This is a genomic window from Listeria grandensis (genome assembly GCF_014322885.1).
GTDB classification, from domain to species: domain Bacteria; phylum Bacillota; class Bacilli; order Lactobacillales; family Listeriaceae; genus Listeria_A; species Listeria_A grandensis.
Map to the genome: position 1 here is coordinate 268029 of NZ_JAASUG010000002.1, position 24090 is coordinate 292118.

General features: G+C 42.9%; 18 protein-coding genes. 2 read left to right on the forward strand and 16 right to left on the reverse strand.

Annotation, left to right across the window (positions count from 1 at the left end):
- Positions 1–113 precede the first annotated feature (113 nt).
- Positions 114–302, forward strand: a complete 189-nt coding sequence (gene rpmB, locus HCJ54_RS03925; protein WP_036069695.1) for a 50S ribosomal protein L28 — start codon at positions 114–116, stop codon at positions 300–302.
- A 494-nt stretch (positions 303–796) separates the two neighbouring features.
- Here rpmB and HCJ54_RS03930 read toward each other — a convergent pair whose 3' ends face one another.
- The 6 genes from HCJ54_RS03930 to HCJ54_RS03955 form a co-directional block, all read right to left on the reverse strand.
- Positions 797–991: a hypothetical protein gene (locus tag HCJ54_RS03930; protein ID WP_187136706.1), complete on the reverse strand. Its 195-nt coding sequence runs from the start codon at positions 989–991 to the stop codon at positions 797–799.
- A 20-nt stretch (positions 992–1011) separates the two neighbouring features.
- Positions 1012–3411, reverse strand: a complete 2400-nt coding sequence (locus HCJ54_RS03935; protein WP_187136707.1) for a hypothetical protein — start codon at positions 3409–3411, stop codon at positions 1012–1014.
- Between the two features lie 558 nt (positions 3412–3969).
- On the reverse strand, positions 3970–8577 hold the full coding sequence (locus tag HCJ54_RS03940; RefSeq protein WP_187136708.1) for a MucBP domain-containing protein: 4608 nt from the start codon (positions 8575–8577) through the stop codon (positions 3970–3972).
- A gap of 223 nt (positions 8578–8800) precedes the next feature.
- Positions 8801–10225 (reverse strand): L-arabinose isomerase, encoded by a 1425-nt coding sequence (gene araA / locus HCJ54_RS03945; protein ID WP_187136709.1) that lies wholly within the window; start codon positions 10223–10225, stop codon positions 8801–8803.
- A gap of 17 nt (positions 10226–10242) precedes the next feature.
- Positions 10243–10941 (reverse strand): L-ribulose-5-phosphate 4-epimerase, encoded by a 699-nt coding sequence (locus HCJ54_RS03950; protein WP_187136710.1) that lies wholly within the window; start codon positions 10939–10941, stop codon positions 10243–10245.
- Positions 10942–10958: 17 nt separating this feature from the next.
- Positions 10959–12536 carry a xylulokinase gene (locus tag HCJ54_RS03955; protein ID WP_187136711.1) on the reverse strand — a complete coding sequence of 526 codons (1578 nt, stop codon included), beginning with the start codon at positions 12534–12536 and terminating at the stop codon, positions 10959–10961.
- 236 nt (positions 12537–12772) lie between these two features.
- On the opposite strand from HCJ54_RS03955, the gene HCJ54_RS03960 reads away from it, so the two are divergent.
- Positions 12773–14164 (forward strand): sugar porter family MFS transporter, encoded by a 1392-nt coding sequence (locus HCJ54_RS03960; protein WP_187136712.1) that lies wholly within the window; start codon positions 12773–12775, stop codon positions 14162–14164.
- Positions 14165–14227: 63 nt separating this feature from the next.
- On the opposite strand, the gene HCJ54_RS03965 is transcribed toward HCJ54_RS03960, so the two are convergent.
- From HCJ54_RS03965 to fmt, 10 genes are all read right to left on the reverse strand, one after another.
- Complete coding sequence (locus tag HCJ54_RS03965; RefSeq protein WP_187136713.1) at positions 14228–15310, reverse strand: GntR family transcriptional regulator; 1083 nt, start codon at positions 15308–15310, stop codon at positions 14228–14230.
- A 203-nt stretch (positions 15311–15513) separates the two neighbouring features.
- Positions 15514–16017, reverse strand: coding sequence for a hypothetical protein (locus HCJ54_RS03970; RefSeq protein ID WP_187136714.1), 504 nt, complete (start codon positions 16015–16017; stop codon positions 15514–15516).
- Positions 16017–16376: a DUF1418 family protein gene (locus tag HCJ54_RS03975; protein ID WP_036064587.1), complete on the reverse strand. Its 360-nt coding sequence runs from the start codon at positions 16374–16376 to the stop codon at positions 16017–16019. Before HCJ54_RS03975 ends, HCJ54_RS03970 begins: the two co-directional genes overlap by 1 nt.
- A 13-nt stretch (positions 16377–16389) precedes the next feature.
- A complete protein-coding gene (locus HCJ54_RS03980; RefSeq protein ID WP_185525457.1) occupies positions 16390–17028 on the reverse strand; it encodes a thiamine diphosphokinase in 639 nt (212 codons plus the stop codon).
- A gap of 460 nt (positions 17029–17488) precedes the next feature.
- On the reverse strand, positions 17489–18145 hold the full coding sequence (gene rpe / locus HCJ54_RS03985) for a ribulose-phosphate 3-epimerase (protein WP_187136715.1): 657 nt from the start codon (positions 18143–18145) through the stop codon (positions 17489–17491).
- Positions 18146–18147: 2 nt separating this feature from the next.
- The gene (gene rsgA, locus HCJ54_RS03990) at positions 18148–19035 is read right to left on the reverse strand and encodes a ribosome small subunit-dependent GTPase A (RefSeq protein ID WP_187136716.1); all 888 of its coding nucleotides are present in this window, start codon (positions 19033–19035) and stop codon (positions 18148–18150) included.
- A gap of 3 nt (positions 19036–19038) precedes the next feature.
- The gene (gene pknB / locus HCJ54_RS03995; protein WP_187136717.1) at positions 19039–20997 is read right to left on the reverse strand and encodes a Stk1 family PASTA domain-containing Ser/Thr kinase; all 1959 of its coding nucleotides are present in this window, start codon (positions 20995–20997) and stop codon (positions 19039–19041) included.
- A complete protein-coding gene (locus HCJ54_RS04000) occupies positions 20994–21752 on the reverse strand; it encodes a Stp1/IreP family PP2C-type Ser/Thr phosphatase (protein ID WP_187136718.1) in 759 nt (252 codons plus the stop codon). Before HCJ54_RS04000 ends, pknB begins: the two co-directional genes overlap by 4 nt.
- Positions 21753–21811: 59 nt before the next feature.
- Entirely contained in the window at positions 21812–23149 is a 1338-nt protein-coding gene (gene rsmB / locus HCJ54_RS04005) for a 16S rRNA (cytosine(967)-C(5))-methyltransferase RsmB (RefSeq protein ID WP_185525460.1), read from the reverse strand.
- Positions 23146–24090: a methionyl-tRNA formyltransferase gene (gene fmt, locus HCJ54_RS04010; protein WP_187136719.1), complete on the reverse strand. Its 945-nt coding sequence runs from the start codon at positions 24088–24090 to the stop codon at positions 23146–23148. Before fmt ends, rsmB begins: the two co-directional genes overlap by 4 nt.

Genomic DNA, 24090 nt, shown 5'->3' on the forward strand with positions numbered 1-24090 from the left:
GATGTGGTTTATGATAAATTATTGTAGTGTATGAAAAACAAAAAGCTATTTTTATGCGATAGATGGGTAATTAACAGCTTTTTTGAAGTAGCTCTGTAAGGAGGGAAATAACGATGGCAAAAGTATGTGTAGTAACAGGTCGCAAAACTCGCTCTGGTAACAAACGTTCCCACGCGATGAACGCAAGCAAACGTACTTGGAAAGCAAACTTGCAAAAAGTTCGTATCTTAGTAAACGGCAAACCTAAAAAAGTTTGGGTTTCAGCTCGTGCGCTTAAATCTGGTAAAGTTGAACGTGTTTAATAAGAAAATGAATGCATAAATGGTACCTATAGAATGAACACTTCAAAAATAGAAGTGCATTCTATAGGTATTTTTTGCATACTCAAAAAACAGAAGCACAACTTGCATAAAGAAGCCTTTATTCACTCCAATCAAGGAAGCCATTATACAAGTCCTATCTACCAGTGCTACAATGATACTCTCCCATATAAGTATCATTTTATAAGCAGGTAACATTAACTAGTTTTTCGCTGATTGCACTCAATAGTTCATTCATAATTAAACCTCTACTAAGCACTTGGATGATCAGTTACAAAAGCATTCCTAGCATTACTTTCAACAACTGAATCCTCCTCAATTATTGTGAAATCATCACCAAATTGCTTATTTAAACGCTTAGTTGCTTCGTGTTCATCTAACCCCCCTTATATTAACAGCATAAAGAAAGAGCATCACTTTTTTTCAGAGTGCCCTTTCTTTGGGTATTAATGGTATCTACTTAACTACTATAATCTCTACATTTTCTTTCTCTTCTTCCTTTCCTCTCTTCTCCAAGTAACAAAGAATACGACAATGATAAAGAATAACATTCCGTAATTGGGGTGTCCTATAAAAAAACCTATTATACTACTTACAGCAATTGCTATAAAGACACTCCAATAAGGATGCTCATCATAAAAATGATTCAATTTCTTAAACAATGCCTTCATCCCCATACCTCCATTTCCTATTATTTGGTGGTATACCTAGTTGCAACGTGCTTACCCGCAGCATTGTACCCCAATTGTTTATAGAACCCAACCCAACCATTGTTGTTTTTATCCCATTTTTTAGCCACTGCATTACCAGGTCTTGCACCATGATCCGACATTTGAGCAAGGTTTAGCAAGCCTACCGTAGCTGCAGTTGGTATTCCAATAACAGCTACAATAGCTCCTACTCCAGTGTACATAGCAGTATTAATCGCCCCTGCTACAATACTTCTTGATACAGCAATGTGTGTGTACGTCCATTTACCCCACTTGGATACTTGAGTAGAACCTGGCCCTGCTCGTAACATACTTCCTTCCTCTTCCTCAGATACAATAAGTTCATCGTCCTCCTCCAATGGTCCCAACTCTTCGGATTCTTTATCCGCTTCGTTATCACTTGGATGTATTTCTACTACATTTCCATCTATTACTGTTTTTGCTCCATCACTAGGTAAAGCCTCAATATCGATTGTATTATTTTGATTGAGAGCAATCGTTTGCCCGTCTTCATCATAGGCAGTGACCTTCGTCCAATATACATTTCTATCAGAATAAACGCTGTTGTTTACCTGGTAAACAAGACTTGGAGTAATCGATAGGTCTGCCCCACTACCATCCAAATGCAATGAACCTTCACCTCGACTTATTTCGTCAATTGTAGGCCATAAGTTTTGATATTGTGACGTCCAACTTGTTTCTGTCCCTACATCAAAGCTATTGTATTTTAATCCATCGAAAACCCACACTTTATACCCTTGGGCTCCCGTTACTTCACTCCATTCTAGATCAATTGCCCCTACTTCTTCATCAATTCCTCTCGATGATATGTCTACATCACTAACTACTTTATACGGCATTGTCACAACACCCGCTTCAGAGACCGGCGTCTCTCCATCAGCTAGGACTGCAATAACGCGAGTATAATAGAATAAACGGTCACTGTAGTTTACACTTGGATTCGCTTGATTCGCTACAGTATATGTTTTCATCGGATCTATGGGTAGCTCACTACCCGTTCCATCTGTATGCAATTGGTAGTTTCCATTCACAATATCTGTTTTAGTTGCCCATATTTTCTTCCCTTTGGTACTCCAGCTGGTCACTTTACCAACGTTTACATACTGATAATTAAATCCGTTGAACAGCCCAACTTTATAGGAAATCGCATCGGTTACAGGTTGCCAACTGACATCCAAATACCCTGTACTTGCTTCACCTTCGGAACGATGACTCGTAACCATTGGTTTCGCCATTTGCTCGATTGGCATGATTGCATCCGTGATATCCGATGTTGGACCGTCTCCCCACGGATATACCGCTAGTATACGCACAATATACTTCTTCTGATTGCGCAAGCCAAACGTACTGCCTGCTTGATACCCATTCTCATACAACACACGTGGATCACTCGCAAATTCCACGCCCTTGCCATCTTGGTGGAACTTGTATTGTTTATTCGCTATTTCTGCTTGTGTTGGGAAGATATTTTTCCCTTTTGTAGACCAATTGGTCACATTTCCTGTATTGAAATACTCATAGTTGTAGCCGTTGCTGATCACTACTTTATAATCAATCGCACCGGATACGGCTTGCCATGAGATATCCATGTACCCTGTACTAGTTCCTGCACCATTTGATACCGTTTTAATGGTTGATTTCTCTGGTTTCGCTGGTAATGTTTCTGGTGGCATAACTGCCTCCGTAATATCGGATGTTGGGCCATCTCCGCTAGCATAGATGGCTAAAATACGGACAATATATTTCTTTTGTCCACGCAATGTCCAGGTCGTTCCTGCTTTAAATGTATTCTCGTATAATTGCGTCGGATCATTCGCAAATTCTGTTCCTTTTCCATCCGTATGGAAACGATACAAACCTTTGTCTAGTTCTGCTTTGGTAAGGAAAATACCTTTGCCTTTCGTCGTCCAGGATGTCACATTTCCTACTGAAAAATACTCATAGTTATAGCCGTTACCAATAATCACTTTATACCCTGTCGCACCTGGCATCGCTTTCCATGACAAGTTCATCGCACCTGTTCCAGTTCCAACACCGTTCGATACGGTTTTAATCGTTGCTTTTTCTGGTTTATCCTGTACACTTCTTAACATTCTTTTACCCTCATAGTAAGGATCTGTCCAATCGCCGTCTACCTTCACGGAAGAGACTTCTGTCTTCTTATCTTCTGTCATGTGTGTGTCTTGCTGTTCATTTTCCGTTTGTTCCTCTACAACTTCTGTTTTTTCTGGCGTGCCTTCTATTGTTCCTTCTGCTGGTGGCACTCCTTGTTCCGCATGCGGTTCGTATGCTGGAATCGTAGACACGATCATCGCAATGGAGATCATGACTAATAGTACTCGTGATAGTCCCTTTTTCATCTTGTTAAGCCCCTTTTCTGTTTGTAATTGAGCAATACGTCTCCACTAAAATGTATCACACAACACTTGTAAATAGCAATCTCTTTTTTCTTATATTTGTAAATATGGGCGAACCATCGTCGTGTATTTCTCCCATATTTTACTATTCCAATGCTTGGAGTCAAGTGTTATCAGAACATTTCACTTCTTGTTATACTTTTACTTCTCTTCTCCTGTTAAACGTCTATTGAATCTGGGTCTATTTTATGCTATGATTACCGCACAGTACATGTCTTCATGTATTTTTCTACGATAGCATTTTATATCCCTTTAAGTGCTATCTCTTTTCTACAAACTCTGTATAAAGAAGATGCCTATCACCAAACGTGGTGACAAGCACCTTCTTTTTTGTATTAAGATGGTCTACTTGGTAACATTGGTACCTCTTGTTCTTTTTGTAACGTGTCCGTGGCGCGGTCGTAAATTTTGGCCGTGATTTGACTGGTGGCGTTAGGCTGAATAGCAAGACCCCTAGGCACATACCATAACTTGCTTTTTTGATCCATGTTCGTTTGCTCGTCATTTAAATTTAGCTCCTTTACGCTTGTTTGCTTGATATCGTGGACGAAGGAATAGCCAAGTGCCTACCAGTAACAAGGTCAGTCCCCATCCGATGGAATGCGTGGTGCGATCCCCCAACGAGGGCAGGGTCGGTCCGGGAACAACTGGCACCACCGATGGACTTACTTCGGAGGACACTCGCGTCGGTAAAGGAAGCGTTGGTGTCCTTGTATCCTCTGTCACAGGAGATGTTAGTGAAGGCTTCGGCGGCGTGGTGTGCCCCTCCTCCACTGGATCAATCGCTTCGATGGGCTCGTCCAGCGCATACACAAAGCGCACCGTTTGTGCGGATGGACCGAAGATCCCCGTCGCGTTCGCTGGGTGTTGGGAAACATGGTACCCCGGAATCACTTTGGCTTTCGCGTGATACGTCTCCCCTGCGTGCCCCTGCAGGATGTCTTCTTCCGCTACGGCTTTCCCTTGTGTATCCACATGTTGGACCGTGACCGGTTGCACGACTGGCAACGCTTGTTTGGTATAGACAAAACGAACCGTTTGTGCCACCGCTTGGAAGGTCCCGGTATGATTACTTGGTAGGCTGGTCAGTTGGTAGCCTGAAATCGTTTTAACCTCGGCTTGGTATGGGGCACCAAATGCCCCTATCAAGGTTTCCTCTTGTGTTAGGGCTTGCCCTTGGTCATCCACATATTGTACCGTGACCGGTTGCGCCATAGGTGGGACAGTCTCTTGTGCGTAGATAAAGGTCACCGTTTGCGCTTCTGTACCAAAAGTGCCCGTTTGATTGGCTGGTGTCGTGACAAGTCGGTACCCTAAAATAGCCTGGGCTTCAGCTTCATACGTATCCCCCAAAGCTCCTGTCAACACTTCTTCTGGTGCTAAGACCTTCCCGTTGGTATCTAGATGACGCACTGTGACCGCTTGACTGACAGGGATGGCTTCCTTGGTATAGACAAAGGTCACCGTTTGCGCCTCGGTGCCGAAAGTTCCTACCCGATTGATCGGTTCTTCGGTGAGCTGATACCCGTTAATCGTTTTAGCTTGGGCTTCATACGCTTCGCCCAACACCCCCGTTAAACGTTCCTCTGGCGCTAAAAATTCGCCTTTTTCATCCACATAACGGACGGTGACGGGTTGAACCGTTGCTTTCGCAGGTAGTACTCGTTGTTTGAAGACAACGGTCATAAAATTGCCTGTTGATGCCCCGTCCTTTGGTCCCTGAAAAGTAACTTGTCCTTTTTCCCCACTTTCTTCCCACCGCATGTATGGCGTCGTATATTTTCCCCCACGTAACTTGCCATCTAGCTTTACCGAGCCATACGTAGAAGCGTCCCCAAATGGATCGAACGCCTGCATAAAGACAGGTTCCCCGACGTAGGCATCCGGGAGTTGCACCTCACTTCGTAATTCCCATGTATTACTTGCATCCTGGATGAGCGGTAAGTGTTGTAACGGTCGAAAATCACTGACACTCGTAGTCAAATACAACTTCTTCAGGTTCGTCAGCTGCCGAAAAGGTGCCAAGCTTTGAATGTTATTTTCCATATCCAAATTGATATATTCCAGTTTCGTTAATCCTGCAATCGGACTCGCATCTGTGATGTTGTTGTCACTTAAATCTAAATACCTGAGATTGGTTAAGTTTTTTATCCCCGAAATATCTTGCACTCTACTCTTTACGATGGAGAGCTCTTCTAGTTTATCTAGACCGGCTAATCGATCTAGATTTTCTACAAAACCGCTCCATACACCATCTCCAATGCTTAGCCTCTTTAAATTATGCAGATATTGGACGCCTTCGATTTCTCTCATTGGATTATCGGTAATATCCCAATTTTCGTTGATTTCTGTCACTCGGTTGAGTTCTTCTTGTGTGACCTTCTGGTCCAGATCTAAATCTTCAAAATAGACGTGGGGATAAATTTGTTTCGCCACTGTTATCGCTAATTTTTTATCTGGAAAAAGCGAACGATAGGTACTATTGGCTGGAAGGAGTGTTGCTGCTTCTTTGGTATAGACAAACGTCACGGTTTGCGCCTCGGTGCTGAAAGACCCTACCCGATTCGCTGGTTCTTTGGTGAGTTGGTAGCCGTCAATCGTTTTGACTTGGGCTGTATACGCTTCGCCAAGCACCCCCGTTAAACGGTCCTCTGGCGCTAAAGCACCGCCTTGGTCATCCACATAACGGACGGTGACGGCTTGGACAGTTGCTTTCGCAGGTAGTACTCGTTGCTTAAAAACGACACTTATAAAACGATTGGAATTGGTGCCACCTACGGGTCGCTGTGTAAAGGTAACCCTGCCAACGGTTCCCTGTTTTGTCCAAATGACCTGATTATTTTGGTATGCGTCCAATCCCTGCCATTTATCGTCCAAGTAAACGGAACCATACGCCACCTGTTGCCCAGTAGGATCAAACGCCTGCATAAAGACAGGTTCCCCGACATAGGCATCCGGGAGTTGCACCTCACCCCGTAATTGCCATGTGCTACCTTCATCTTGGATTAATAGTAGGTTCTGTAATGGTCTAAAGTCACTGACACTCGCACTCAAATACAACTTCTTCAGGTTCGTCAGCTGCCGAAAAGGTGCCAAGCTTTGAATGTTATTTCGCATATCCAAACTAATATATTCCAGCTTGGTTAATCCAGCAATCGGGCTCGCATCTGTGATTTCATTATCGGTTAAATTCAGATACGTCAGATTGCTTAAGTTTTTTAATCCTGAAATGTCCTCTATATCCTGATATGGTAAATATAAACTCACCAAATCCGCAGATCTAGATAATCCATCCAAGTTCTGAATATCACCAGAATCCAAGTATGATGTTTCTCTCGTAATAAACAATTCCTTAAGGTGATGTAAATACTGCGCGCCTTCTAAGCTAGTATACCAATTGTCACTGATCGCACTAATTTTCACTATTTGATCTAATTTTTCCTGTGTTACTTCACCATCTAGAAGCGCATCCCCTGCAGCAGTCATGACGGCTGCTCCAAAACAGACATCTTTAAATAGCGAGCGGTAAGTGCTGTTTGGGGGTACTACATGTGTCGCGTACTGCAAAGTAACTATTTGTTTTTCTTCTGAAAATGTACGTGTCATACTCACTGGTGCCTTCCATATTTGATAACCCTCGATTTTCTGTACTTGAATATCATAGGACTCTCCATATTCTCCATGTACTTCCTTTGGCGAGATGATATTATCACCAAATTCGTCAACGTAATGGATTGTAATTGATTTTGCTTCTGCGGCTTCATAGATAATCACTACTGTTTGGACTTTATCAGAGAAATGTCCCTTACTATTAGTTGGTATCTCCGCTACTTTATAACCTGCTATTACTTTAGGTTTTGCTTCATATGAGTTATTATAGCTCCCGATTAATTTTTCTTGTGCTGCAATTTCATTTCCTGATTTATCTACATGTTTGACAATAACAGGCTGTACTTCTGGGCTATCACCTGATGCTACAGTGATTTCGCCAATGCGCTGCCCATCTACTATGGCTTGGTACACACCTTCTGACTGGTTTTTATTCATCGTTATACGTAACGTTGGTTCTGTCTCTCCTACTAATATTTTACCGTCTTTTTCCCATGAGACTGCTGGTAACCAACCTTTTCCCGATGAGAACTTGTACACCATGTCTTTTACTTCCAAATCTAGCGCTTGCCCCTCGTTTAGATAATAATACATCTGTTTGTTGGTGTAGGAACTTTTGCGATTTTCAACTGTCAAAACGGCACCTTCCTCGACACCAGAAGCAGGCCAACCATGTTGTGCATCTAATACTTCTTTCAACTGGGAAACGGTAGGGCTTCCCTTTAAGGTGTAGCGATGCAGGTCAGGGTTTTTTTTGAAGGCATTTGGACCTACTTGTCGTAATCCGAGCGGAAATTGAATTTCTTGTAATTTATTTTCCCAAAAAGCCATCTCACCAATAGTTTCCACTCCCTCTGGTAAATCAAGCTTTTTTAACCGATTGCCAGCAAATCCAGATTCACCGATGGAAAACAAATTTTTAGGTAATTTTACTTCTACTAAGCGATTACTGGCAAAAGTCCCATCAGCAATCTTGCGTATACTGTCTGGCAATTGTAACGTAGAAATTTCATTAGCGGCAAAAGCACCCCTTCCTATATCCGTCGCTCCAACGACCCTCAAATGCTTTATCTTGTTGAAAGCAAAAGCATCTTCTCCTATCTGCTTGACATTTTCGGTAACTAATAATTCTGTTATATCATTAAACATAAAGGCCCTATCGCCTATCTTTTGTATTGTTTTCGGTATATCTATGCCTGATAGCATATTCATATGAAAAACATCATCCCCGATTGCTGTGACAGTGTAGGTTTCACCAGCTATTTGAATTTCTTCAAGAATATGATCCGCAAAAAATCCTTCTATCCCAATAATTGTCGCTGTTTTTTGTATCGGATCATAGCTATACGTGAAATGATCTAACTTAATTTGATTTTGTTTTGCTTCGCTGTTTTTCTCTATGTTTGTAGACATCAGTTGAGGCATTTCTGCATAAACAAATGGCGTTTTCACACTTATAAGTAAAGCTACAATACAGCACCAGACCCCGATTTTCTTCATTTTTATTCTCCCCTTTTAATATTTTCTTCATTATAACTTTTCCCTCACTAAATAGCTGTGTACAAAATAAGACTTTTACATTGCTAAAACAGCCATTGGATAGCGTTTTCATTACAAGTTATTCCATATAAACTAATAGAAAAACAGAATTCCCATCAACTTGCAACGGAAATTCTGTTTTTCTACGTTTGAGAGAAGCTCTCCTTACTCAATATTTAGTAAACTACTTAATCACAATTGTCTCTAAACCAACTAATTTGGCCCAAGTTAGAATTTGATCGGTTGTTACGTTTAGTGAAACAACCGTATGATGGCCACCGCCGGCTTCAAGCCAAGCATGGACACCTTCATGGAAACCTGGCTTCACTTCCCATAAAACACGCGCAACTGGCAAATTGGGCGCAGGTTCTGTTGGCTCGAATGCGGATACTTCATTAATTAAGAGTTTGTAATGTGTGCCGAAGTCTGCCATCGAGACGACTACTCCATCCCCAGCTTTCCCATCAAAAACAAGTCGCGCTGGATCCTCACGATTTCCCATGGAGAGCGGTGAAACGACAATTTTAGGCTTGTTAACGGCAAGTGTCGGATCTACTTCCATCATATGTGATTGCAAAATGGCTTCCTTCCCAGCTGCTAATTCATACGTATAATCTTCCATAAAGCCAGTATTCTCATTGTGAGCCATCACCTTCATCAAACGATCAATGGCAGCCGTTTTCCAGTCGCCTTCACCGGCGAAACCATATCCTTCTGCCATCAAACGCTGCACAGCAAGGCCTGGTAATTGCTTCATGCCATAAAGGTCTTCAAAATTAGAAGTAAAGCCAGTATAATCTCCTTGTTCAAGGAAACGACGGATTCCAATTTCTTGACGAGCTTGTACTTTTACGTGTGCTTCCCACGTTTTTTGATTGTAGTCACCATATTCAAAGTCATATAGCTGTTTATACTCGTCAAACAAGGCATCTACTTCATCATCGGTTACCGCGTCGATAACCTGAACTAAATCATTAATTCCAAAATAATCCACAACCCAACCAAATTGGATTTGCGCTTCCACCTTGTCTCCTTCTGTTACACCAACATTTCTCATGTTATCCCCGAAACGCGCGATTTTAATCGTAAAACTCTCCTCGTAAGCAACTGCTACATCCATCCAACAAGCAATTTCTGTCATTACGCGTTCCGTTTTCCAATAACCCACGACTATCTTATTTTGTTTGCCTAGCCGCGCATTAATAAAGCCATATTCACGATCGCCATGCGCGGATTGATTCAAATTCATAAAGTCCATATCAATCGTTTTCCACGGAATACTTTCGTTGAATTGTGTAGCTAAATGAAGCAGTGGTTTTTGTAATAATTTTGTGCCACGAATCCACATTTTAGCTGGCGAAAACGTGTGCATCCATGTGATTATACCGGCAACTTCATCCCGATAATTCACTTCTTTCATGATTTTTGTGATCGTATCTGCCGTTACTGCAAGCTCCTTTAGAATGAGGGGATAGGGCAAATTCCCGCTTTTATTCAGCGCATCCACCATTTCTTCTGCGTTTTTCTTTACACTTCTTAACGCCTCTTCCCCATACAAATGCTGTGAACCCACGACAAACCAAAATTCTTTTTCCACTATTTTTAACATTTTCACTTCAGCTCCTTTTATTTGCTTTGCCCATAATAAGCATTTTGTCCATGTTTTCTTAAATAATGTTTATCAAGTACCCTTCTCGGGAGTTCTTCTGCATAGCTATTCAATTGCCTTGTGAAATAATTCATCTTACAGACCTCATCTAGAACCACTGCGTTCATCACTGCGTTGGCGGCACTTCCACCCCAAGTAAACGGTCCATGTCCATGAAGCAAAACTCCAGGTACGTCTGCCGGATTAATGCCCCGCTTATGAAACGTTTCTACAATCACATTTCCTGTTTCATGCTCGTATCCAGTATCAATCTCCTCTTGCGTTAAAATTCGTGCACAGGGAATAGCACCAAAAAATGTATCTGCATGTGTTGTTCCCATCGCAGGCACATCGAGTCCCGCTTGCGCCCAAATCGTGGCCCACGTCGAATGTGTATGCACAATACCACCGATTCCAGGAAACGCTTTGTATAATACCGCATGCGTTGGCGTATCCGACGATGGATTTAAATCCCCCTCTACGACTTGATTGTCCAAATCGACAACAACCATATCGGAAGCTTTCATTTCTGCATAGCCAACACCGCTTGGTTTAATGACAAAACATTTAGACGCCGGATCAAACGCACTCACATTTCCCCAAGTGTATTGAATGAGCCCACGCTCCGGTAATTCCAAATTGGCTTGAAAGACCTCTTCTTTCAAATCTTCTAACATCGAAAATTCCCTCCAGTCTATATCAATTTTTCAATCGCTTGCTTTTCAATGGCAATTCCCCCGCGGTAGCGCTTCATGAACACATCATAGCCATTCATCTCAGCGTCAGTCGGTTTAAGCGTCACACCCTGATCCTCTTTAAATACCTTTTGTTCCAAAAACTCAGCCAAAGTTTCTCCCGTTCCGAGCTTCATGTACGAAGCAAGCAACGCAATTCCCCAGGCGCCACCTTCACTGGCTGTATTCATGACAGTAATAGGCGCTCTCATCGCTGCCGCAAGTACACGCTGGCCAACCTCAGGCGTTTTAAAAATTCCACCGTGCCCAACTAGCTTATCAATTTGAATGTGTTCTTTTTCTAAAATATCTAACCCCATCCGCATGGCACCAAACGCACTAGCAAGGTGAACACGCATAAAATTAGCCAAATTGAATCGGCTGTCTGGCAAGCGAACAAATAGCGGTCTACCCTCATTGACACCTGTAATATTTTCACCAGAGTAGTAGCCATAAGAAAGCAAACCGCCACAATCTGGATCACCATGTAACGCTTCCTTCAAGAGCACCGAAAACAACCTATCTTTACTAACTTCCAGTCCTAATGCCTCCGTCACTTCTTGAAACAGTTGCATCCATGCATTTATATCAGATGAGCAATTATTCGTGTGTACCATAGCAACGAGATCCCCAGATGGCGTTGTCACTAAATCAATCTCGGGGTACACTGCTTGTAATTCTTTTTCTAGCACAATCATCGCAAAAGCAGAAGTACCCACCGATACATTTCCAGTTCGTTTCGCTACGCTGTTCGTGGCAACCATGCCCGTTCCCGCATCTCCCTCCGGTGGACAAATCGGAATCCCCGGCTTCAAATTACCAGTTGGATCAAGCAAATAGGCACCCTCTTGTGTGAGTTTACCTGCTTCTTCCCCAGCAAGAGACACTTTAGGTAAAATCTGATTCAAATGTAAAGTAACGCCTTCTTTTTCAACTAATTGTTCCAAAGTAGCGGCCATTTTTTGATTATACGTTTTCGTTTTCATGTCAATCGGAAACATTCCCGAAGCGTCGCCTATTCCGATGGTCCTCTCACCAGTCAATTGCCAGTGTATGTAACCAGCAAGCGTCGTTAGATAATCAATGTGGGTGATATGCTCTTCTTTGTTTAAAATAGCTTGGTATAAATGAGCAATGCTAAAGCGTTGTGGGATGTTGTAGTTGAAACTCTCTGTTAATTTCTTTTCTGCTTCTTCCGTCATGGAATTGCGCCATGTTCGGAATGGAACTAATAATTGTTTATCCTCATCAAAAGCCATGTATCCGTGCATCATTGCACTAAATCCAATGGCCCCCACGGAAGAAAGCGTCTCACCATACTTCTCAAAAACTTCAGATGCCAGCTTGCGATAACTCATTCGTAAGCCCTTCCAAATATTATCGAGCGAATATGTCCAGATGCCATTTTCTAATTGGTTTTCCCATTCATAATATCCAGTAGCTACTGCGCTGAATTTAGAATCCATCAGAACAGCTTTAATTCGTGTCGATCCCAACTCGATGCCTAAAGATGTACGGCCATCAATTATATCCAACATCTCCTGCGCTTTTACTTCTTCTGTATTAATTTTAAAAACCTCCTTAAAAAGCTTATCAAATCATTTGTTTTTAGTGGCGATTACAATTTAAATCTACCTTTTTTGTACGTACATGTCAACTAAAAAAGGTAAAAAATATTAAAAAAGCTTGATATGTACGAACAAATATTGTAAAATGAAAATGCTTACAAAAATTATGTTAAATCGATTATGAAAAAGAAGGGATTGAAAACAATATGAAAAATGAAAAGAAAATTTCCGCATCATTTATCTACTTTTTTGGAGCTTTTGGTGGAATCTTGTTTGGTTACGATATCGGAGTAATGACTGGAGCGCTACCATTTCTACAAGATGACTGGAACCTCGCGGGGCATGCGGGGCTAATAGGCTGGATTACATCTGCGGTGATGCTAGGCGCTATCTTTGGGGGTGCAATGGCCGGAATACTCTCCGATCGATTAGGTCGGCGCAAGATGATTTTAATTTCTGCTGTTATTTTTGTCATCGGATCTATTCTATGCGGAATCGCCCCACACAATGGGCAATATTACTTAATTGCAGCCAGAGTATTGCTCGGATTAGCAGTAGGGGCTGCATCAGCGCTTGTTCCATCTTACATGTCAGAAATGGCACCTGCTAAACTACGTGGACGCTTATCTGGAATCAATCAAGTGATGATCGTTTCTGGTATGCTCCTCTCCTACATTGTTGACTTTCTACTAAAAGATCTACCTGAGGCATGGGCTTGGCGCTTGATGCTTGGATTGGCAGCGGTTCCAGCAATTATTCTTTTCTTTGGTGTATTAGCGCTTCCGGAATCTCCACGTTTCCTAGTCAAATCCACAAAGCTAGACGAAGCCCGTAAAGTGCTCAGCTACATTCGCAAACCGGAAGAAGTGGAACAAGAACTAGATCAAATAAGTAAAACTGCTCAGCAAGAAGCCCAAATAGCGCATACAACAAATTGGGGAACCCTCCTCACGAGCCGTTACAGGGCACTTGTTATCGCCGGAATCGGTATAGCCGCTTTTCAACAATTCCAAGGGGCCAACGCCATTTTTTATTACATCCCACTAATCGTTGAAAAAGCAACGGGACATGCTGCCAGTGAGACGCTGATGTGGCCTATCATTCAGGGGGTCATCCTTGTTCTTGGCGCGCTATTCTTCTTGGTCATTGCAGACAAGTTTAATCGCCGCACCTTACTAACTGTTGGTGGAGCCGTGATGGGACTTTCTTTCATCTTGCCAGCAATTTTAAATACCTTTGTGAAATCGGATGCAAGTCCAATGATAATGCTCGTTTTCCTTTGTGTCTATGTAGCTTTCTATTCTTGCACTTGGGCACCATTGACTTGGGTAATCGTTGGCGAAATTTTCCCACTGGGCATTCGTGGGCGCGCATCTGGACTAGCCTCCTCCTTCAACTGGATCGGCTCCTTTCTAGTTGGACTGCTTTTCCCAATCATGACTGCATATATGTCACAAGAATTGGTTTTCGCCATTTTTGGCATTATATGCTTCCTAGGTGTACTATTCATTCGTTTCTTCGTTCCAGAAACTCGTGGTCGTACACTCGAAGAAATCGAACAAGATGCTAAGCAGACTACAGAAGAAATTCGTGTCTAAAAAAGAAAGGTACTTTTGTGAAGCAAACTTTAGCTCCACAAAAGTACCTTTCTTCTTATATACTTAAATTTCTTTAACCGAATCCCGCTCAATTAGCACTGGTGTATAACAAATATTCTCCTCTGGGACGCCTGTTTCAATCGTGCGCACAATCCAATTGGCTGCATCTTTCCCCATTTCTTCCTTAGGATGGCTCAACGTTGTTAATTTAATGCTACCAACGCGGCTAAGTGACGAATCATCGTTTCCAACAATCGAAAAATCATCTGGAATTTTGTAATCTTTTTCCATTAATTCCGTGGCGAGTAGATTGGCAATCTGATCGTTATAGCAAACAATCCCTGTCACATCTTTCGCGCTAAGCCTTTCCAAAAGCTGTTCGATAACTTGCTCACGAGTTTCTGTCGTATAGGTAATGACATCCCCTTCTGAAAATCGGATTTCGTAAGTCTCACAAGCTTTAATAAACCCTTTCAAACGATACTTCCCTTGTAAGTCATCCGTTTTTGTGACAAAAAGAAGCTTTTTATGTTGCTTCTTAATCAGACATTCCGTAGCCAAGTAACCCACCGAAACATCGTCTACGCAAATATAAGGGATATTTAGTTCCTCATACCCCGCGTTAATCATGACAATCGGGATTCCCCGCTCTCGTAAACTAACATACAGAGCTAAATTAGGATTATAGAGGGCACTTTTCGTCGGCTCAACAATCAGACCATCCACGCCCCGATCGATCATCTTTTGTAGACACTCTTTTTCCGCTGCGTAATCATTGTTCGTACTCGCAAGCAACAAGGAATAATTTTTACTGCGGAGTGTCTTTTCAATGCCACGGATGATGGATGGGAAAATATAATCGGATAAATAGGTAGTAATGACACCAATTGTTTTATGCTCATGATTATTTCTATGTGTATGCTCACTTGTATATCGATTATCTACGTAAGTACCGGATCCTTTTTCTTTTCGCAATAATCCTTCATTCACAAGCACTGCAATTGCCTGGCGCACCGTATGCCGACTGACCCCATAGTCTTTTTGAAGTTTCAATTCAGGCGGAATCGCCGTATCTTGAGGGTAGTTTCCTGATAATATCTTTGTACGTATATCTTCAGCAATCACTTGGTATTTAGATGGATTCATACATTTATTCCTTTCCGTATCAAAACAGTTTACGACTTCCTTAACAAACGAAAGAGAGCCTATTACCGAAAAATAAAATTGCTTTCTCTACTCTTTTTCAAATAAAGAAGTATTGTTTTATCATCACCAAAAATAGCATATTCTAAAATTTCCTAGATAAAAAATCAGAATCTAGCACAATGCACGTTGCTAGATTCCATTTCCTATATCCGCATAAAATTAGCTCCACGCTCGAAAATTCGAATGTCGTCGCCAGTTCCTTTGCCAATCTTATTGTAAATTTCTTTTTCGGTCAAGTCAGTTCCATCTGTGTTCCACGGAGTTAGCGCCATTAGCTTCCAAGTATTGTCTACTTTTTGCAACGTTAACTCTAATTTCTCAGGCTTTTCTTTATCGATAAATGTGAATAAATAATAAATCTTATCTTTTTGGTAGTATGCACCATATAAATAATCTTTACTTTTAACTATTTCTTGATACGTACTTGTATACGTCGGCAAGTCTAGCGGTTGATTCCCAACTGTATTTTTTTGCATACTGGTTTCATCTTTATCAAAAACGGCTTGAATCATCTCTGTTGCCAGTTCGTCTGCCGTTTTGTCAGGGCTAGCATTTTTGTTGTCATTTAAGCCATTTGGAGCTGTGGAACAGGCTGAGAGTGCGAGAATCAAGCATGCGGATAGCAAGATTTGAAAACTTTTTTTCATCAGCGCTCGCCTTTTTCTAGTTTGTCTACATTTGACACAATGACGCCACCGATAAGAATTGCAATTCCTGGGAAGGGATTGACAAATATGGCGCATGCGATTCCGGTGATCGTCAGCGTCAGGCCGGCTTTATAGTAACTTTTCTTGATTAGGAAAACCAGTCCGACAACCGCAATAATCATGAAGAAAATACCGATATAGGTCATGCTCATCATAGCATTATAGAGCGGGTTAGAGCTACTTTTCCCGAGATTAATAAAGGTAGAAATTTGTACGAGAACGCTTAAAATCAGTCCGATAATCGTAACAATCAGGGCTATTTTTGATCTTTTTGCGATTAAAGCTGTATTATCTTTCATTGCAATACTCCCTCTAGTCATTACTTTGGATAAATAAAACTAAACCTGTTTGGAATGAAAATGTGCCTTGCTCACCAAGAAATTCGTTGCTGGAAAGCGCGGCTCCAAATGGGTAATTGGCTTCGGTTAATGGATATTTGAATCCCTTTAATGTAAGTTTCGTCACGTCTGCCATCGTTATGAAGGCCGCATATTTTTTGTCTGGAATTCGGGAAACCTGGTGTTCGCCTGGTGTGTACATTTTGATATAGTTATAGCGATCAAGCAACTCGATTTTAGAAATAACGTCCAGAAATCGCGGTTGCATGAGCATCATAATGTTAGCGAGCAAATGATCTAGACGACCACCCGTCGCACCAAAAATTCGAATGAGATCTGGTTGCTGCGTGAGCGCCCATTGCAGACCGATTTCGGTATCTGTCTCATCTTTTTCAGCTGGGAACTCGGTCACCTCCGTCATTGTTTTTAGATGCGCCAATTCTGCTTTGGAAAGGGAATCGAAGTCGCCCATCGCGATGATTGGGATGATTCCACGCTCAGTAAGACGCACGGCTCCACGATCGACACCAATCCATGGAATGGTTTTGTCATATTTAGATATATCAGGAAGTTCCGACTCTGGGCCTCCGACCATGATATGTAAGATTTTCACTGGTTTACCCCCTCCCCTATGGATTTAGATTTGTTGAGACTCTTGCGAAGCGTACTCTGCTGAGTTAGAGTCTCAATATGCATAGGAACCGTAGGTGAGTATGTAATCCACCAGCGGCTCTTACGACACCCATCCTCGAATTATTTGCGAAACAAGTTAAGAAGCAGAGAATCCAGAGAGTCTCAATATGCATGAAAACGAAAGAGGGCATGTAATCCATGTACTGCGTCATGACCTGCGCCTCGAAAACTTCACGCCCTCCGCAAAAAGCAAGAGCGACTTTTTACTGCGGCCGCTCCAGTTTTTTTCGGAGCTGAACGGGCCGTTTCAGCTTTTCGTTGGATCCAGCTTCGGAAGCCAGCCCCTCGAAACTTTCACGCCCTCCATAAAAAGCAAGATCGGCTTTTTATGGAGGCCGCTCCAAGTTTTTTCGGGGCTAACGGGCTTCCTCAGCTTTTCTCTATTCCCCTACTATCTCTCTCAACTTGTCTACTGCTTTTTCCCGATCCTTACTTCCATAGATATAAGAACCTGCAACAAAAACATCAACGCCTGCTGCTACGCAAAGTGGTGCGGTTTTGTCATCTACGCCGCCGTCTACTTCGATCTCAATCTGTAAACCTTTTTCTGCTATCATTTTTTTGGCTGCTGTAATTTTTGGTAATACTTCTTTAATAAAGCTTTGTCCACCAAATCCTGGATTTACTGTCATAAATAGAATTAAGTCGACTTCTTCTAATACGTGCTGAATGGTTTCAATCGGCGTCGCTGGATTTAAAACGACGCCTGCTTTTACGTCAAAAGAACGGATTAACTGTAGTGTGCGATGCAAATGCGGACACGCTTCCACGTGGACGGAAATATAATCAGCGCCTGCTTTTGCGAATTCTGGGATGTACTTATCTGGATTTTCAATCATCAAGTGCACGTCTAATGGAAGCTTCGTAACTGGTCGGATCGCTTTGACTACGCTCGGACCAAATGTGATATTAGGTACGAAATGGCCGTCCATCACATCAACATGAATGTAGTCCGCGCCATATTCTTCGACTTCTTTAATATCTGCTGCTAAATTAGCAAAATCTGCGCTAAGTATGGATGGAGCTATTTTTCCCATTATTAATACCTCTCTTTTTTGTTTTTTACTTCGGTCAAAATTTGAATGTAATGTTTGTATCGGAATGCTGCAATCTCACCATCTTCTACGGCCGTTTTGACTGCGCATTTTGGTTCATTTTCGTGAATACAGCCGCGGAACTTACATTCGCCACGACGTCGATCAATTTCTGGAAAACAAAATTGAAGGTTTTCGATCGTTAACTCGTCCATCTCGATAGAACTAAAGCCTGGCGTATCTGCAATGAAGCCTTCGCCGATTGTCATCAGTTCAACGTGACGTGTTGTATGCTTCCCGCGTCCTAAAACAAAGGAAATAACGCCCGTTTCGATATCTAAATTGGGATTCAACGCGTTCAAAAGGGTTGATTTACCGACACCGGATTGTCCTGCGATCACTGCAATTTTGCCAGCGATGACTTCAAAGACCGCTTTTTTATCGATGTCTGTGTTCGTTAGTAAGACTTGATACCCTGCCTCTTCATAAATCGCTTTATATTCTGCGATCTCTGCTCTGCGCGTGTCGTCTGCTACATCCATTTTGCTGATACAAATCACTGGTTCCACATCTTCAAGCTCAATGGCAACAAGGAAGCGATCGGCTAGATTAGCAGAAAAGTCAGGTTCTACTGCGGAAAAAACGAGTAGCGCAAGGTCAACGTTGGCAATCGGCGGCCGCACTAGAGCGTTCTTACGAGGAAGCAACTCGAGTACGTAGCCTTCTTTTAAGTTATCCGCTTGAAAAACGACATGATCGCCGACAAGCGGTGTAAGTCCGCGCTTTCTAAAATTGCCACGTGCACGGCATTGATATGTTTTTCCATCGCAATAGACGTAGTAAAAACCGCTCAGCGCCTTCATAATTTGTCCTTCCAGAAAAGTCACCTTCATTTCTTATGGATTTGGATAATCGATTGTTTCTTCTAAAATAACGGTATTGTCACGAACGACTTTATAGCCGGCTTGTGTCCCTTCTTCGATTTCGAAAGTAAGTGTTTCAGATGTATCCTTTGTTATATCCATTTCTTTATATGCACTGGTCATGCTGTGCGTCTTATCTTGGATATAAATTTGAATGTGTTGCGGTTTCGGCGGAGTTGCAGCCGGATCTTCTGGCTCATACGGAATATTGATCGTACGTTTCACCGTCTTCACATCTTTTTCCTTCGTGCCTTTACTCATAACAACGGTTACTTTATCGCCTTTATTGATGGACGCGCCGGCTTGTGGTTTTTGCGAGATCACTTGACCTGCACCAACCGTGTCGGAGTATTCTTCTTTTTCGACGGTAATCGTGATGTCATTAGAACTAGCGTAGTCATCGAGCCCAACTTGGTTGAATCCTGATAAATCTTTTAGTGTCATCGGTTGCGGACCTTTACTGACAACGAATGAAATCTCGGTATCTGCTGCCACAACTTCGCTACCTGAGGTCGGATCTTGTGAGATAATCACGCCAGAATCAACAGAATCGCTATATTCTTCTGTGTAGCTCACCTTTTTGTACCCTTGTTGATTTAAAACTTGTTTCACAGTATCGTAAGTCTTACCAGTATAGTCTTCCACCGTGATTTTCTGCACACCGATGCTGACATATAGATTCACCGTCGAGCCTTTTTCTTCTGCTGTTCCTATTTCAGGATCGGTATCTATAATCTTGCCCTCATCAATCTTATCACTGTTCTTTTCAAACGTCTCCCCAACTACAAAACCTGCATCTTGGAGTTTTTGCACCGCGGTTTCTTTCGTGTCGTTCGCTACGTTTGGGATTTTGATCGTGGCTGGTGGCCGACCCATGAGCCACAGCGCTATGATAACAATCGCGAAAAAGAGAATGATTCCTGAAATAATCCACCACATTTTCTTTTTATTGCTCTTCTTTTTCGGTGGGGTCTCGGCTACTTCTGGCTTTTCTTCCGCCGCAACGACCGTATTATCCAAATTCTGCATCGCATTTTTCGTCGCGATAATCGGGATTGTTTTTGTCTCACCATCATCCATCGGAAAAACGTATTTTGCTTCATTACGCCTTTCTGGGCTGAGCGCAGTTTTCAAATCTTCTTCCATCGCTTCGGCTGTTTGATAACGCAAAAATGGATCTTTCGCAGTTGCCCGGATAACGATATTTTCTAAACTTTGCGGAATCTCTTGGTTCTGCTCACGAATCGAGGGGATGCTTGCCTGTAAATGCTTGATTGCAATCGAAACAGCTGATTCCCCATCATGCGGAACCTTGCCGACCAACAACTCATAGAGTACGATACCCAATGAATAAATGTCGGATTTTTGCGTTGCCATGCCACCTCGGGCTTGTTCTGGTGATAAATAATGCACAGAACCAAGCAATGAATTCGTTTGTGTAATCGATGTTTCAGAAAGTGCCATCGCGATACCGAAATCGGTAATTTTCACCACGCCGTCATGGTCGATCAAAATATTTTGCGGCTTGAGGTCACGATGAACGATATGTGCACTGTGGGCTACTGCCACTGCTGAGACGATTTGAAGCATAATATCCACAGCTTTTTCGAATGGAATTGGATGGTGTTCGTTGATGTATTGCTTTAAATCCATTCCTTCTACGTATTCCATGACGATGTAGTGGAGATCGTTCTCCTCACCAACGTCATAAATGCTAACAATGTTTGGGTGCACCAAGCTTGTTGCCGATTGTGCCTCACGCTGAAAACGACGAATCAAGTTGCTCTCGTCCGCTAAATCAATGCGCAGCACTTTCACGGCAACGTTGCGATCAAGAATCATGTCGTGTGCAAGAAAAACATTGGCCATTCCGCCGCCACCGATTGCGCTGACAACTTTGTAACGGTCATTAATTCGCTTGCCGATCATCATGATACATCCCTACCTTTCTCCCCTAGATTCCGTTCCAAAAGCAACACCGTGATGTTATCTTCTCCACCGTTCGCGTTTGCTTTCGTTATAAATATATCTGCTTTTTCAGCCAGTGTGCGTTTGCTCGTCAAAATGGCTTCGATTTCTTGTTCTGTCAGCATGTTGGATAAACCATCCGAGCAAAGTAACAATTGATCCTTCGGCTGAAACGGCAAAATGAAGACATCCGTTTCCACATTTCCTTCAATGCCTAGCGCTCGCAATAAAATATTTTTACGCGGATGATTTTCGGCATCTTCTTTTGAAATTTCGCCTTTTCGCAAAAGTTCGTTGACAAGGGAATGATCCTCGGTGAGTTGCTCAAGCATCCCATTTTTCATGAGATACCCGCGACTATCACCGACGTTTGCGACAATAATTTGGCTATTAGAGAAAATAGCGGCAACAAGCGTCGTTCCCATGCCTTGGAGCGTTGGATCTTCTTTGGCATGCGCTACGATTTTCTGATTGACGGCTTGAATTGCTTCTCGAAACCACAGATCGATCTCCACAGCGGACTTCATATCAGCAACATTTTGCCACATCTCACTGAGCAAGCGAACAGCCATTTCACTAGCAACGTCGCCAGCACGGTGACCTCCCATACCATCTGCAACGATGACGAGTGGGTTGCCAAGCTGATTTTCAAAAATACCGCCGTTATCTTCATTATGATTTCTGATTCTACCTCTATCTGTTCTGAATTCTGCATGCATATTGCACTACACCTCACTAAATTGAGTTTGGTTTCTTGTTCCAAGCATTCGTACGTGACTTATTTGTTCGTTACTTTGCGGAATGCAGCGATGAAAAAGCCGTCACTACCAATATCCGTTGGCACGAGTTCTAAATAATTATCTTGCACGTAAGGAAGCATTTTTTCGGGTACTTGCACTTGTTCTAATTGGAATTCTGGATAGCTTTTTAGGAAGTTTTCGACGACGCCACGGTTTTCCGCTTGGTCAATCGTACATGTACTGTATATTAATATACCATTTTCTTTGAGCAATGCGCCAACCTCAGCTAAAATTGCCTGTTGAATACGCGCTAGATTCGCTATGTCAGCCTCCGTTTTACTGTACTTGATATCGGGTTTACGGCGCAACACACCAAATCCTGAACAAGGGGCATCTACTAAAACACGATCAAAGCTTTCCGGAGCAAAAAGTTCACTCGCTTTTCTTGCGTCAGTTACTTCTGTCGTAATATTGGTTAAATCGAGACGTTTCGCAGCTTTATCCACGAGTTTTGTCTTGTGCGGATGAATATCAAGCGCCACAATTTCGCCGGTGTTGTGCATTTTTTCAGCAATATGGGTTGTTTTCCCACCCGGCGCCGAGCAGGCATCTAGCACGCGCAACCCGTCCTCTAACTGCAAAGCGTGGGCGACTAACATAGAGCTCTCATCTTGAATCGTGCAACGCCCGTTATGATAAGCTTGCGTATCAGCGATCGATCCGCGTTCCATCATCAATGCCTCTGGAATATAGGCGTTCTGCTCTGTTTCGATACCTTGCGCCGACAGTTCTGCCTGCAGTTCAGCAACCGTTACCTTATTTTCATTGACGCGAATGCTTTGCGATGGCGCTTCTAAGAAAGAGCGACCGATTTCGCGTGTCCTTTCAGAGCCGAATTGAGCGACCCAGCGTTTGACTAACCATGTCGGTAAGCTGGCTTCGACTGCGATTTGCGTCGTTTCATCGCGGATATCCTCGATTTTCGGAACACCTTTACGGATCACATTTCGCAAGACGCCATTGACAAATTTCGTGACACCATCATGCCCACGTTCCCTCGCAATTTCACCGGCTTCATGTAAAATCGCGTGCTCCGGCACCTTATCCAAAAATTCTAACTGGTAAACCGAGAGGCGCAGCAAGTTCAACACCCAATTTTCGGGCGTTTGGCGTAAAAATGGTTCTAAGTAAAAATCTAATGTAATCCGTCGTTGCGTCGTACCGTATACAAGTTCTGTTAGAAGCGCGCGATCCATTGGGTTTAAGTCGCTATGTTTTAGTGCATCATTGATTAGTAAATGACTAAATGACTGGTTATTTTCGATTTTCTCAATTAAGTCTAACGCGATTTCGCGGACTGTTTCTGGTTTTCTCATATTTCACCGAACCTTGTCTCTGAATTTAGATGTTGCCCAGCTCCCGCCATATAATCAGCAACAGCCATTTTTTGCTTGCCTGCAGGTTGGACGATTTCTGGTATGATTGCCGTCTTATCCCCCGTCGCAATGGCAAAATCATGTTTTGTAGTCCGCACAACGCGTCCTGCTTCCGTCGCCTCATCCGTTTCCTCAATCCGAGCCTGCCAAATTTTAAAAGGGTTTCCCGCAAGCGTCGTATAAGCGACTGGCCATGGTGAGAGTCCGCGGATCTGGTTAAAAATTGCACGCCCATCGCGCGTCCAGTCGATCTTTTCTTGTTCCCGTTTAATGTTTGGTGCAAAGGTAACTTGCGTCACGTCTTGTGGCTCCGGCGTTATTTTCCCAGCCAATAAGTCAGGCAGTGTATCCATCAACAGCGATGCACCAACCTCGCTCAGCTTCTCAAACATCGTTCCGACATTATCCTCATCCGTAATCGGAATACTGCGTCTGGCCAACATATCGCCCGCATCCAGTTTTTCCACCATGTACATAATCGTCACACCCGTTTCCTTTTTGCCATCCAAAATTGCGTAATGCACCGGTGCACCACCACGATACGCGGGCAAAAGCGACGCATGCACATTAATACAGCCATGTTTCGGCGCATCCAAGAGTTCGTTCGGCAAAATTTGACCATATGCCGCCGTCACAATCAAATCCGCGTCTAATCCGATCAATTCCGCAAGCTCCGTCGAACTGCGCAACTTCTCTGGCTGATAGACCGGAATGCCAAGCGTGACTGCCGCTTCTTTCACAGGAGGCGGCGTCAACACTCGCTTGCGTCCCACCGCACGATCCGGTTGCGTCACAACCGCAATCACCTCGTAAGCTTGTGCTACTTCTTTTAAAACAGGCACCGAAAAGGCCGGCGTTCCCATAAAAATTATTTTCACCAT